Raw genomic sequence first — 13,508 nt, forward strand, 5'->3', positions numbered from 1 at the left:
TTAAGCATCCCGCGGGAGCCCTTTTTCGATGGCGCGAATCAGTCGCTTTTTTTGCGCCGGCTGAACATCGATCGTCTGTTGGCTGCGCTTTTCCCACTGTTGCGATAGCGCCCAATCTATGTGTTCATCCAGTAGCGGGTGTTCTCCCAACCTTGCCTGTAGCGCCAGTACGATGTGATCTTCGTAAGGGGCGTTGCCCAGTGCGACGGCAATATTACGCAACCAACGCAGATGTCCGATACGACGAATGGCCGAGCCTTCCGTTACTTGTAGAAAACGCACTTCGTTCCACTGGAACAGCTCCAGCAGTTCAGGGGTATGCAGCGCGGCCCTGGGACTGAAATCGGGTTCGTCGGTCAGTGACGAAAATCGGTTCCAGGGGCAAATCAACTGGCAGTCGTCGCAGCCGTAAATGCGGTTTCCCATTAATGGGCGCAGTTCTATAGGGATAGCGCCTTCCAGTTCAATAGTCAGGTAGGAAACACAGCGTCGGGCGTCAATGGTGTAGGGCGCGACGATGGCGCCGGTCGGGCAGGTGGTCATGCAGGCAACGCATTTACCGCAGCCTTCTTCGACGGGAGCGTCCGTCGGTAACGGCAGGTCGATCAGCAGTTCACCAAGGAAAAACCAGGAGCCGGCGTTGCGATTCATCACCAGTGAGTGCTTACCCACCCATCCCAGCCCGGCTTTGGCCGCCAGCGGCCGCTCCATGATGGGGGCAGAGTCGACGAACGGTCGAAACTGCAGTTCGCCGCAATGCGTCTGAATTCTATCACCCAATTTTTTCAGCCGTTGACGCAGCAATTTATGGTAATCCCGCCCCAGCGCATAACGGCTGACATAACCCAGCAAGGGGTTTTTCAACGTACTGGCAAAAGCCGCCTTCGCGGGCAGATAATTCATGCGTACACTTATTACACGCAATGTGCCTGGCAGCAGTTCGTGCGGACGGGCTCGCATCATACCGTGGCGAGCCATCCATGCCATTTCGCCGTGATACTGCTTATCCAGCCATGCCTGTAAGCGAGGCTCTTCATGGGACAAATCGGTATCGCAGATACCTACCTGCTGAAAACCGAGTTCTTGTCCCCATTGCTTGATAAGTTGTGCCAGTTCATTGAGATCGTAGGGGTATGTCATGACGGACCGTAACAAAATGCAGTTCTCTTCCATATTACCACATTCCATATTTCGGGCTGACTGGCTGCGACGCGAAGAGGCAAACGCGGCCAGAAACGCAGGCGTGTCGCTGTATACCCTGATGGAACGCGCCGGCCATGCGGCGTTTAATTTGATTCGGGCGTGTTACCCACAAGCGGGACGCTGGCTGGTGCTGGCGGGACATGGTAATAACGGCGGCGACGCTTATGTTGTGGCGCTGTTGGCGCGTCTGGCGGGGATAACGGTAACGGTGATCGCTTGTACAAGCAGCAAGCCGTTACCGGAAGAGGCAGCGCAGGCGCAGCAGCAATGGCGGGCGGCGGGCGGCGAAGTATTGACGCCGGACGCCGCGTGGCCGCAGGAGGTCGATGTGATTGTCGACGGTTTGCTGGGTATCGGCCTGGCCGCCGCGCCTCGTGCGCCTTACGACGGGTTGATCGATGCCGCCAACGCATATCCGGCGCCGGTCGTCGCGCTGGATATTCCCTCCGGGCTGAATGCGGAAACCGGTCATGCCGAAGGCGCCGTCATTCGGGCGGAGCACACGATGACGTTCATTACCTTAAAACCGGGGTTGTTGACAGGTAGGGCGCGCGATTGCACGGGGCGACTTCATCATGATGACCTTGGGCTGACCGCCTGGGTGGCAAGACAATCAGCGCCGCTGCAACGTTTGACGGCCGAGTGCCTGACGACATGGTTGAAACCCCGTCGTCCCGGGGCACATAAAGGCGAGCATGGTCGTTTGCTGATTGTCGGCGGGGATGAGGGAACCGGCGGCGCTATTTTTATGGCTGGCGATGCTGCATTGCGCAGTGGTGCAGGGCTGGTGCGAGTGCTTACTCACAAAAATTATCTGGCGGCGATTCTGGTTTCGCGTCCTGAATTAATGGTACAGGAGCTGACGCCGGAATCCGTCAGACAGGGGCTCGAATGGGCGAACGTGGTGGTCATCGGGCCGGGATTAGGGCAGCGCGAATGGGGCCGAACCGCGCTTAGGATCGCTGAAAATTGTAACAAATCCATGTTATGGGATGCGGATGCGCTCAACCTGCTGGCAATCAGTCCTTATAAACGTCAGAATCGCGTCTTGACTCCCCATCCCGGAGAGGCGGCCCGTCTGTTAAACTGCCGGATTGCCGATATTGAGAGCGATCGTTTGCTGGCCGCCGCAAAACTGGTGAAACGTTATGGTGGCGTGGTGGTACTGAAAGGCGCCGGTACGGTTATCGCCAGCGAGCAAGGGGCGATGTCCATCGCCGATGTGGGGAATCCCGGTATGGCGACCGGCGGTATGGGCGACGTGCTTTCCGGTATCATCGGTGCGTTGCTGGCCCAGGGGCTACCGTTGTATGACGCGGCTTGCGCCGGATGTGTGGTGCACGGCGCATCGGCGGACTGGCTGGCGCATCAGCAAGGTACGCGCGGGATGTTGGCGACCGATTTAATGGCAATATTGCCGAAGTATGTGAATCCTGAACGGATACCTTTAGAAAAGACAGAATGAGCACGCTTTTGTTACCTCTGCCGGATGAGGCAGCCACTACTGCACTGGGCGCATTGCTGGCACGAGCCTGCGATCGTGCATCGATTATCTATTTGTTTGGCGACCTGGGCGCGGGAAAAACGACGTTGAGTCGGGGATTCCTGCAGGCGCTGGGCCATCAGGGTAATGTAAAAAGCCCGACCTATACGCTGGTGGAGCCTTATGCGTTGTCGCCGCGTCCGGTTTATCACTTTGATCTTTATCGTCTTGCCGACCCGGAAGAGCTGGAGTTCATGGGGATCCGCGACTATCTGTCGCAGGATGCGATTTGCCTGATTGAATGGCCTCAGCAAGGGGCCGGCGTGCTGCCGACGGCGGATGTCGAGTTGCACCTTAACTACGATGGGCGCGCTCGGCAGGCAGAGATCCATGCCGTGTCGGCCTATGGCGCACGGATTGTTGAGCAGTTGGCTGGGCAGGCAATGTCATGAGGTCGGGGGTTATGAAGGCGTTGCTGGGCGGGTTATTACTGCTGGCATGGCCGCTTTGGGCGGCGACTCTCACCGATATTCGCGTAAATAATGCCTCGACGGAAGCTGTGGTGACGTTGAGTTTCAGCGGGCCGCCGGTGTATGAATTTTCTTCCCTGAGTAACCCGAACCGGGTGGTGATCGATATCAGCCAATCCGGCATGGTTCAGGGGCTGCCGCTGGAGTTTAACGGCCAGAATATTATCTCCAGAATTCGCTCCAGTAAGGCCAGGGAGCCTGGCAACCTGCGGTTGGTGCTTGATCTGACGCAGAAAGCGCAGACCCGAGCGCAAAAGGAGAAAAGCGGCGGCGGTTATAACGTGGTGCTGAATGTGATGGGCGAACGTAAACCGGTAGCCAAACCACCGGTATCCACCTCCTCCCGTAGCGCTGTCACCACCGGGCGCAATCCGCTTACCGGCAAGACGGCAGATGTTTCTTCGTCGCGTGTTGCCGTAGAGCCGGTGAAAGCCTCCGCTCGCGGTGGGCGCGGAGAGCGGGTTACTGTGGCGATTGATGCGGGTCACGGCGGGCAGGATCCTGGTGCTACCGGGCCCAACGGCCTGTATGAAAAAACGGTGACTATTGCGATTGCCCGCAAACTCAAGGCGCTGATGAGTAGCGATCCGGACTTTAAACCGGTGCTGACCCGCGATGGGGATTATTTTATCTCGGTGATGGGGCGCTCTGAAGTTGCCCGCAAGCAAGGGGCCAATCTGCTGGTGTCCATCCATGCGGATGCGGCTCCCAACCGCGGCGCGACGGGCGCATCGGTGTGGGTATTGTCCAACCGGCGCGCCAACAGCGAGATGGCGAACTGGCTTGAACAACATGAGAAGCAATCCGAATTGCTGGGTGGCGCAGGGGATCTGCTGGCGAACAGCGCTGCCGATCCCTACCTGAGCCAGGCGGTGCTGGATTTGCAGTTCGGCCATTCTCAGCGTGTGGGTTATGACGTAGCGGTGAAAGTGCTGCGTGAGTTGCAGCGCGTCGGCAGTTTGCATAAACGGCGGCCGGAACATGCCAGTCTTGGCGTGCTGCGTTCTCCAGATATTCCTTCACTGTTGGTGGAAACCGGCTTTATTTCCAATCCGAGCGAGGAGCGGCTGCTGGGGAGCAGTGAGTATCAGGAAAAGATTGCCAATGCCATTTATCAGGGACTGCGCAGTTATTTCCAGTCTCATCCGTTGCAAAATGTCCCAAAGCAGGAAAACCGGCCGCAAAAGCAGGAAAACCGGCCGCAAGCGTCGTCGGTGGTTAACGCCCCCGCGTCTGCGCCGGTAAAGTCGGCAACGCCTGCCGTGAGGAATGACGCGGTGACTCAGCGTCATACGGTGGCGCGCGGCGAAACCTTGTCCGGCATCGCTGCGCAGTATGGCGTCAGCATGTCCACCCTTCGTGACCTCAACAGCCTGAAAAACGATGTGGTGTGGGTTGGACAACGGCTGAAAATTCCTGGTAAGGCCTCGACGCCAGGCGTCACGAAAACGCCTCCCGCACCCAAAAAAAGCACCGTGGTGATTAAACATAAAGTGATGCGCGGCGATACGCTCAGCGCCATTGCGGTTCGTTATGGCGTGAGCATGAAAGAGATCCAACAGGTGAATAATATGACTTCCGGCACTGTACAACTCGGGCAGACGTTGGTCATACCCTCCACGTGATGCCGACAGTGCTTGATGTCGACAAGGTTAAGGAGCACCCATGCCGATTCAGGTTTTGCCTCCCCAGTTGGCCAACCAGATCGCCGCTGGCGAAGTTGTCGAGCGCCCCTCCTCTGTTGTGAAAGAGTTGGTTGAAAATAGTCTGGATGCCGGCGCGACCAAGATTGATATTGAAATCGAACGGGGTGGCGCCAGGTTAATTCGTATCCGCGACAACGGTTCGGGCATTGGTAAAGCAGATTTGACGTTGGCGCTGGCACGCCATGCCACCAGCAAAATTGCGACGCTGGATGATTTGGAAGCTATTGTCAGCTTAGGGTTTCGGGGTGAGGCGTTGGCCAGTATCAGCTCGGTATCGCGTTTGACGCTGACGTCGCGCACGGCGGATCAGGCGGAAGCCTGGCAGGCGTATGCGGAAGGCCGAGAAATGGCGGTGACGGTAAAGCCCGCAGCGCATCCGGTCGGTACGACGTTAGAGGTGCTGGATCTGTTTTACAACACGCCGGCGCGTCGTAAGTTTCTGCGTACCGAAAAGACCGAGTTTATGCATATTGATGAGGTGGTACGCCGTATCGCGCTGGCCCGTTTTGATGTGGCGTTCAATCTCCATCATAACGGCAAGCTGGTGAGGCAGTACCGTGCGGCGACCGATCCTTCCCAACAGGAACGGCGGCTTGGCAGTATTTGCGGCGCTGCGTTCCTGCAACATGCGCTGGCGGTTTCCTGGCAGCACGGCGATCTCAATATTCATGGTTGGGTGGCTGATCCAGCCGGCTCCCGTCAGTTGCCGGAGATGCAATACTGCTATGTCAACCAGCGTATGATGCGGGACAGATTGCTCAATCATGCTATTCGTCAGGCATATCAGGATCAACTGCACGGAGAGCAACAGCCTGCCTATGTGCTGTATCTGGATGTGGATCCGCATCAGGTGGATGTGAATGTGCATCCCGCAAAGCACGAAGTGCGCTTTCATCAGGCGCGTTTGGTGCATGATTTCATCTATCAAGCGGTCATGTCCGTATTGCAGCAGGCGTCTTCACCATCATTGAACAGCGGTTCCAGTGCGTTGAGTGAAGGGCATTGGCAGCAGGAAAACCGGCAGGCGGCAGGGGAAAATCATTTCGCCCGGCCTGCGGCTGCGTCGTTGAACGGCAGATCTCCGTCCGGCAACGCCAAAGAACCGCAGGCGTTTTCCTGGCAACAGGATGGTGGTTATCAGAAGCGACAAGGCGAGCTGTATCAACAATTGCTGCGGCCGGCTGCGCCGCCGCGCGAGGCGGGTCATGCGTCATCAGTCCAGCTAACCGGCCCATCGTCTTCGTCCGCGCCAGAAACGCTCCCTTTGCCGGTTTCTGAACCGCTGGAAGGCCATGCATTGGGGCTCGGGCGCGTGCTGGCGATACATAATGGCCGTTACGCTTTGGTTGAACATCGGCAGGGAATTGCGCTGTTGTCGTTGACGGCGGCAGAACGATATGTGCATCAAGCGCAATTGACGCCGTCCGAAGAGGGGTTGCGACCGCAGCCTCTGCTCATTCCGCAGCGTTTGTCCCTTGAGAAGGCCGAGCGTGACGAATTACGACGTCAGCAGCCGTTGTTGACCCGCTTTGGCATTGAGGTTGCGTTGGAGCCGACGTCGGCGACGTTGAAGGCCGTGCCTTTACCTTTGAGACAACAAAATTTACAAAACTTGATTTCCGACCTGTTAGGCTATTTGACCGATTACGGCCATGCTGAACCTGATACGATAGCCGCGTGGATAGCCAGTCGGCTACAGGTAGAAAGAGCGGACTGGAGCATCGCGCAGGCGGTGCAATTGCTGGCTGAGGTCGAGCGTTTGTGTCCCGTGTTGGTGAAAACGCCGCCGTCAGAATTGTTATATGTGATTGATATGAGTCCTGCTATCAGGGCGTTACAGCATGACTGAATATAAAACGGCGGGAAATCCGCCCGCCATTTTTATTATGGGGCCGACCGCCTCGGGAAAAACTGCGTTGGCGATGGCATTGCGCCAGCATCTTCCCGTCGAGTTGATCAGCGTGGACTCCGCCTTGATCTACCGGGGAATGGATATCGGCACCGCCAAGCCTACCGTGGCGGAGCTGGCGCGGGCACCGCATCGGTTGATCGATATTATCGATCCTGCGGAATCTTATTCCGCCGCAGATTTTCGTCGGGATGCGTTACAGGCGATGTCGGAAATTACGGCTGCCGGTCGTATTCCGTTGTTGGTGGGCGGGACTATGCTTTATTTCAAGGCATTGCTGGAAGGCTTGTCTCCACTGCCTTCGGCGAATCCGGATATTCGGCGGGAGATAGAAGAAAGAGCGAAGACAGAAGGGTGGGAAGCGTTGCATCGCCAATTGCAGGAAATAGACCCGGTGGCGGCAACTCGGATTCATCCAAATGATCCTCAGAGACTGTCTCGGGCACTGGAAGTTTTTTTCGTTTCAGGTAACACTTTAACTGAGTTGACAAAAACATCCGGCGATGCACTGCCTTATCATGTTCATCAGTTTGCCATTGCGCCAGCGACGCGAGAATTGCTGCATGAACGGATAGCGTTGCGGTTTCGACAGATGTTGGCGGCAGGTTTTGAAACGGAGGCTCGGGTCTTGTTCGCTCGCGCAGATCTCCATCCAGCCTTGCCTTCTATCCGTTGTGTCGGTTATCGCCAAATGTGGTCATATTTATCCGGCGAGATCGGTTACGATGAAATGGTCTATCGCGGTATCTGTGCAACCAGACAGTTGGCGAAGCGCCAGATGACTTGGTTGCGTGGTTGGGAAGGCGTTTGCTGGCTTGACAGCGATAGCCCTAGTGATTCGTTGCACAGGGTGGTTGAGGTTGTTAGTGCATAGGTTGGTCGATTGTGTACAATCGACTGATTCTCGGCACAAAATTTTTATAACGTTATTTTAGGGCCGAAAAGCTCTTTGTTACAAACAACAAGCAAATAAGGAAAATATAGAATGGCTAAGGGGCAATCTTTGCAAGATCCGTTCTTGAACGCACTGCGTCGCGAACGTGTTCCGGTTTCGATTTATCTGGTCAACGGCATCAAGTTGCAGGGGCAGATTGAATCTTTCGATCAGTTTGTAATTCTGCTGAAGAATACGGTTAGTCAAATGGTATACAAGCATGCCATTTCCACGGTGGTTCCGTCTCGCCCGGTATCGCATCACAGCAATAATCCTGGCACCAATAACTATCATGGTAATAATCAGGCCGCTCAGCAGCAGCCGCAACAGGATAGTGATGACGCCGAATAAGGCGCCATACAGGTTTACCACGGCAGGAAAAGCCGCTTATCCGACGTTTTCCTGTACCGTGGTTGTGTCTTTTTTCTAAGAGGGTGTCCGGTTGTTTGACCGTTATGAAGCCGGTGAACGGGCCATACTAGTTCATATTTATTTTTCTCAGGAGAAAGATACGGAAGACCTACAGGAGTTTGAGTCTCTGGTGTCTTCCGCCGGGATTGAGGCGTTGCAGGTCATCACCGGCAGCCGAAAGGCGCCACACCCCAAGTATTTCGTCGGCGAAGGCAAGGCAGAGGAAATTGCTCAGGCAGTAAAAGCTACAGGTGCCTTTGTCGTTCTGTTCGATCATGCATTGACACCAGCACAAGAACGAAATCTTGAGCGTCTTTGTGAATGTCGAGTTATTGATCGCACTGGGTTGATTTTGGATATTTTTGCCCAGCGCGCACGCACTCATGAAGGCAAATTACAGGTAGAGCTGGCTCAATTAAGGCATTTGGCAACACGTCTGGTTCGTGGCTGGACGCACCTTGAACGCCAGAAAGGGGGGATCGGGTTGCGTGGCCCGGGTGAAACCCAGCTTGAAACTGACCGTCGCTTGCTGCGTAATCGAATCAGCCAGATATTGTCCCGCCTGGAAAAAGTGGAAAAACAACGTGAACAAGGACGGCGTGCGCGCACACGGGCCGATGTTCCCACGGTTTCTTTAGTTGGATATACCAACGCCGGAAAATCCACGTTGTTCAATAATATGACTGCCGCTGGCGTCTACGCCGCCGATCAGCTGTTTGCTACGCTGGATCCTACTCTACGTCGTATTGAAGTCGAAGATGTGGGCGACACAGTTCTGGCGGATACTGTCGGGTTTATCCGACAATTGCCCCATGATTTGGTTGCAGCTTTTAAAGCTACGTTGCAGGAAACGCGAGAAGCCACATTATTGCTGCACATCGTCGATGCGGCTGATTCTCGCGCGAGCGATAACATTCAGGCTGTTAATGATGTGCTGGCTGAAATTGAAGCGGATAAGATTCCGGTTTTGTTGATAATGAATAAGATCGATATGTTAGATCAGTTTGAGCCGCGTATTGATCGTAATGAAGATAACCTGCCGATCAGAGTGTGGTTGTCTGCCCAAACTGGTGAAGGTATTCCTCTTTTATTTCAGGCGCTTTGTGAAAGGCTTGCTGGGGAGATCGCGCATTATTCCCTGCATTTGCCGCCACAGGCGGGTCGTTTGCGAAGTCGCTTTTATCAGCTCCAGGCAATAGAGAAAGAATGGATTGAAGAAGACGGCAGTGTTGGTTTGGTTGTAAGGATGCCCATCATTGACTGGCGACGCCTGTGCAAGCAGGAGCAGGAATTGCAAGATTACATTGTTTGAGTGGTGTGTGCAGTTTTATGACTCTGGGACATTGACCCCGAAAGATACCTATCATAATGAATGGAGCTAAACATGGCGTGGAATCAGCCCGGTAATAACGGACAGAACCGCGACCCGTGGGGGAGCAGCAATAACAATAGCGGCAACTCTGGCGGAAACAATAATAAAGGTGGGAAAGATCAGGGGCCTCCTGATCTTGATGATATCTTCCGTAAACTGAGTAAGAAACTTGGTGAAATCGGAGGTAACAGGCCCTCTGGCGGTAGTGGTCAAGCCGGTGGCAACAGCGGTCGGGTTGCTGGACTGGTGATCGCTGCTCTGGTGGTTATCTGGGGGGTTACTGGCTTTTATACCATTAAGGAAGCTGAGCGTGGCGTTGTGACCCGCTTTGGTAAGTTCAGCCGTATTGTTGAACCGGGCCTTAATTGGAAACCGACGTTTATCGATTCTGTGCGCGCAGTGAATGTTGAGGCTGTGCGTGAGCTTGCGACATCCGGCGTGATGCTGACTTCTGACGAGAATGTGGTTCGTGTTGAGATGAATGTTCAGTATCGCGTTACCCAACCAGACAGATATCTTTTCAGCGTCACTAATGCGGACGATAGCCTGCGTCAGGCAACCGACAGCGCGTTGCGTGGCGTTATCGGCAAGTACACGATGGATAAGATCCTGACGGAGGGGCGTACCATTGTACGTACCGATACTCAGCGTGTTCTTGAAGAGACGATCCGTCCTTATGACATGGGAATCACCCTGTTGGACGTGAACTTCCAGACGGCGCGCCCGCCTGAAGAGGTTAAGGCGGCGTTTGACGATGCTATTGCTGCTCGGGAGAATGAACAACAGTACATCCGGGAAGCGGAAGCGTATGCCAACGAAGTTCAACCACGAGCTAACGGTCAGGCCCAGCGCATTCTGGAGGAATCCCGAGCCTATAAGGAACGTACTATTCTGGAAGCCCAGGGGGAAGTGTCGCGCTTTGCTCGGTTACTGCCTGAATATAAGGCCGCGCCTGAAATCACCCGCCAGCGTCTCTATATTGAGACCATGGAGCGCGTTCTGAGTCACACCAGCAAAGTTTTGGTCAGCGATAAAGGAAATAATCTGATGGTGTTGCCTTTGGATCAGATCCTGAGGGGGCAAAATATCGCGAGTGGCGCATCAACGGGCAGTAATGTCGGAACTGCAACGCCACTGCGCCAGCCTTCGGGCTTGTCCGGCGGTAATGTTGGTACGACTTATACGCCACGCACTAGCAATGGCAGCATCATGGATCAGCGTCGGGCTAACGCTCAACGCGATGAGAGCACTCGAAGCGGGAGAGAATAATCATGCGTAAGCCAATACTCTTTATTCTTGTTCCGTTACTGTTAGTGGTCTATGCCTCCTTGTTTGTTGTTCAGGAGGGGCAGCGTGGGATCGTGATGCGTTTTGGTAAAGTTCTGCGTGACGACAACAATAAGCCGTTGATCTATGCGCCGGGCTTGCATATGAAGATTCCGTTTCTGGAGTCAGTAAAAACGTTGGATGCCCGTATCCAGACGATGGAAAACCAGGCTGATCGTTTTATTACCCGCGAACAAAAGGACTTAATCGTTGATTCCTATATTAAATGGCGTATCAGCGATTTCAGCCGTTACTATCTGGCAACCGGCGGGGGTGATGTTTCACAAGCGGAAGTGCTGCTAAAACGCAAATTCAGTGACCGTCTGCGTTCGGAGATTGGCCGCCTTGATGTTAAAGGGATCGTGACCGATTCTCGTGGGCAACTGATGTCTGATGTGCGTGAAGCACTGAATACGGGCACCGGAGAGACGTCAGAAGCTGATAATGCCATTGCATCTGCTGCTGCTCGTGTGGCGAGTGAAACCAGTGGTGATATGCCTCGAGTCAATCCGAACAGTATGGCTGCATTGGGGATTGAAGTGATTGATGTCCGCATCAAACAGATCAACCTGCCGACTGAGGTTTCCGACGCTATTTTCCAGCGTATGCGCGCTGAGCGTGAAGCGGTGGCGCGTCGCCATCGTTCTCAAGGCCAGGAGCAGGCCGAGAAGATTAAAGCGACTGCCGATTACGAGGTGACTCGTACACTGGCGGAAGCGGAACGTCAGGGGCGTATCCTGCGTGGTGAAGGCGATGCTGAAGTGGCCAAACTGTTTGCCTCTGCATTCAGTCAGGATCCTGATTTCTATAGCTTCATCCGTAGCCTGCGTGCTTACCAGAACAGTTTTAATAGTTCTAATCAGGACGTACTGGTGTTGAGTCCGGACAGCGATTTCTTCCGTTATATGAAAGCGCCGGAAAAAACGATGCCTTCCCGATAAGCCGTTTTTTGTCACTATAAAGCCCGTTTTTACGGGCTTTTTTCTGTCTGGAGTTTTTATGAGCGCAACCATCTGGCTGGCGTTAGGGCTGGTGATGATTATGGAAGGCTTGGGGCCATTGCTGTTTCCACGCATCTGGCGTCGAATGATCCTGGCGATGGCACAGTTGCCGGACAACATTTTACGCCGGTTTGGAGGAGGAATTGTGGTTGCCGGCGTTGTCATCTACTACATGTTGCGTAGCCGTACCGGTGGCTGAATTTCCTGCCCAAAAATGTGCGCAACCGTGTGCTAAAAGTACTGAAAGGCCGAAGATGAGATGTTAGAATCCTTTTTTAACCAATCTGGTGATTCTTGAGATGGGTAAGAACGTTGTCGTACTGGGCACCCAATGGGGTGACGAAGGTAAAGGCAAGGTCGTCGACCTGCTGACTGAACGGGCCAAATATGTTGTGCGCTACCAAGGTGGCCATAATGCTGGTCATACTCTGGTTATCAACGGTGAAAAAACCGTTCTCCATTTAATTCCCTCAGGTATTCTGCGTGAAAATGTCATCAGCATCATCGGTAACGGTGTGGTGCTGGCTCCTGATGCTTTCATGAAAGAGATGACGGCGCTGGAAGCTCGTGGTGTCCCGGTTCGCGAACGTCTGCTTATTTCGGAAGCGTGTCCGCTGATTCTGCCGTATCACGTCGCTCTGGATAATGCTCGTGAAAAAGCGCGCGGAGCGAAAGCTATTGGCACCACGGGGCGTGGTATCGGCCCTGCGTATGAAGACAAGGTTGCGCGCCGTGGTCTGCGCGTCGGTGATCTTTTTGATAAGGAAAGCTTTGCCGCCAAGCTGAAGGACATTCTGGATTACCATAATTTCCAACTGGTTCATTACTACAAAGTAGAAGCGGTGGACTACCAGAAGACCCTTGATGATGTACTGGCGGTGGCGGATATCCTGACGTCCATGGTTATCGATGTTTCCGATCTGCTATACAAGGCTCATGAGCGTGGCGATCGGGTCATGTTCGAGGGGGCACAGGGAACACTGCTGGATATCGATCACGGTACCTATCCGTATGTGACGTCGTCCAACACAACCGCGGGTGGTGTGGCGACCGGTTCTGGCCTGGGGCCGCGTTATGTGGATTATGTGCTGGGTATCGTCAAAGCGTATTCGACCCGAGTAGGCGGTGGTCCGTTCCCTACCGAGCTGTTTGATGACGTTGGCGAGTATCTGTCTCAGAAAGGTAACGAGTTCGGCGCCACTACCGGCCGTCGTCGTCGTACTGGCTGGCTGGACGCGGTTGCTGTGCGTCGTGCTGTACAGATTAACTCCCTATCCGGATTCTGTATGACCAAGCTGGATGTGCTGGATGGTCTGAAGGAAGTAAAAATCTGTGTGGCGTATCGTACTGCAGATGGCAAAACGATAGATGTGACGCCGTTGGCTGCGGAAGGTTGGGAAGGTCTGGAACCGGTGTATGAGTCGCTGCCGGGTTGGTCTGAAAGCACTTTCGGTGTGAAAGATTACAATCAATTGCCTCAGGCGGCACGTAACTACATTAAACGTGTTGAAGAAGTTACTGGCGTCCCGGTTGATATCATCTCCACCGGCCCGGATCGTGAAGAGACCATGATTCTGCGCGATCCATTTGACGCCTGATTGACATCGTATTCATAAAAACAAAGGCGGGACTT

The 13,508-nt window shown here is 54.2% G+C and carries 12 protein-coding genes; 11 read left to right on the forward strand and 1 reads right to left on the reverse strand.

All coding sequences use genetic code 11. The features are described 5' to 3' along the window. Window positions 1–1,140 (reverse strand): tRNA epoxyqueuosine(34) reductase QueG, encoded by a 1,140-nt coding sequence (queG, locus tag DPA2511_RS02745; RefSeq protein ID WP_012764159.1) that lies wholly within the window; start codon window positions 1,138–1,140, stop codon window positions 1–3. Here queG and nnr point away from each other — a divergent pair. The 11 genes from nnr to DPA2511_RS02800 all read left to right on the forward strand — a co-directional run bounded on the left by nnr (window position 1,139) and on the right by DPA2511_RS02800 (window position 13,473). Then, window positions 1,139–2,668, forward strand: coding sequence for a bifunctional ADP-dependent NAD(P)H-hydrate dehydratase/NAD(P)H-hydrate epimerase (gene nnr / locus DPA2511_RS02750; RefSeq protein WP_023638124.1), 1,530 nt, complete (start codon window positions 1,139–1,141; stop codon window positions 2,666–2,668). The genes queG and nnr overlap by 2 nt on opposite strands. Next, complete coding sequence (tsaE, locus tag DPA2511_RS02755; protein ID WP_012764161.1) at window positions 2,665–3,138, forward strand: tRNA (adenosine(37)-N6)-threonylcarbamoyltransferase complex ATPase subunit type 1 TsaE; 474 nt, start codon at window positions 2,665–2,667, stop codon at window positions 3,136–3,138. Before nnr ends, tsaE begins: the two co-directional genes overlap by 4 nt. After that, window positions 3,135–4,841 (forward strand): N-acetylmuramoyl-L-alanine amidase AmiB, encoded by a 1,707-nt coding sequence (gene amiB / locus DPA2511_RS02760; RefSeq protein ID WP_023638125.1) that lies wholly within the window; start codon window positions 3,135–3,137, stop codon window positions 4,839–4,841. Before tsaE ends, amiB begins: the two co-directional genes overlap by 4 nt. A 40-nt stretch (window positions 4,842–4,881) precedes the next feature. Next, window positions 4,882–6,771, forward strand: a complete 1,890-nt coding sequence (gene mutL, locus DPA2511_RS02765) for a DNA mismatch repair endonuclease MutL (protein WP_012764163.1) — start codon at window positions 4,882–4,884, stop codon at window positions 6,769–6,771. Beyond that, window positions 6,764–7,705, forward strand: coding sequence for a tRNA (adenosine(37)-N6)-dimethylallyltransferase MiaA (gene miaA / locus DPA2511_RS02770; protein WP_012764164.1), 942 nt, complete (start codon window positions 6,764–6,766; stop codon window positions 7,703–7,705). The genes mutL and miaA overlap by 8 nt, the downstream gene beginning before the upstream one ends. Before the next feature lie 111 nt (window positions 7,706–7,816). Further along, window positions 7,817–8,116, forward strand: coding sequence for an RNA chaperone Hfq (gene hfq, locus DPA2511_RS02775; RefSeq protein ID WP_012764165.1), 300 nt, complete (start codon window positions 7,817–7,819; stop codon window positions 8,114–8,116). Window positions 8,117–8,207: 91 nt separating this feature from the next. Beyond that, window positions 8,208–9,488, forward strand: coding sequence for a ribosome rescue GTPase HflX (gene hflX / locus DPA2511_RS02780; protein WP_012764166.1), 1,281 nt, complete (start codon window positions 8,208–8,210; stop codon window positions 9,486–9,488). A 72-nt stretch (window positions 9,489–9,560) separates the two neighbouring features. Next, window positions 9,561–10,817 carry an FtsH protease activity modulator HflK gene (hflK, locus tag DPA2511_RS02785; RefSeq protein WP_012764167.1) on the forward strand — a complete coding sequence of 419 codons (1,257 nt, stop codon included), beginning with the start codon at window positions 9,561–9,563 and terminating at the stop codon, window positions 10,815–10,817. A 2-nt stretch (window positions 10,818–10,819) separates the two neighbouring features. After that, window positions 10,820–11,815: a protease modulator HflC gene (gene hflC / locus DPA2511_RS02790; protein ID WP_012764168.1), complete on the forward strand. Its 996-nt coding sequence runs from the start codon at window positions 10,820–10,822 to the stop codon at window positions 11,813–11,815. Between the two features lie 58 nt (window positions 11,816–11,873). Further along, window positions 11,874–12,074, forward strand: coding sequence for a DUF2065 domain-containing protein (locus DPA2511_RS02795; RefSeq protein WP_012764169.1), 201 nt, complete (start codon window positions 11,874–11,876; stop codon window positions 12,072–12,074). 100 nt (window positions 12,075–12,174) lie between these two features. After that, window positions 12,175–13,473: an adenylosuccinate synthase gene (locus DPA2511_RS02800; RefSeq protein WP_012764170.1), complete on the forward strand. Its 1,299-nt coding sequence runs from the start codon at window positions 12,175–12,177 to the stop codon at window positions 13,471–13,473. Window positions 13,474–13,508: the final 35 nt, after the last annotated feature.

It is taken from the genome of Musicola paradisiaca NCPPB 2511 (assembly GCF_000400505.1).
GTDB lineage: Bacteria > Pseudomonadota > Gammaproteobacteria > Enterobacterales > Enterobacteriaceae > Musicola > Musicola paradisiaca.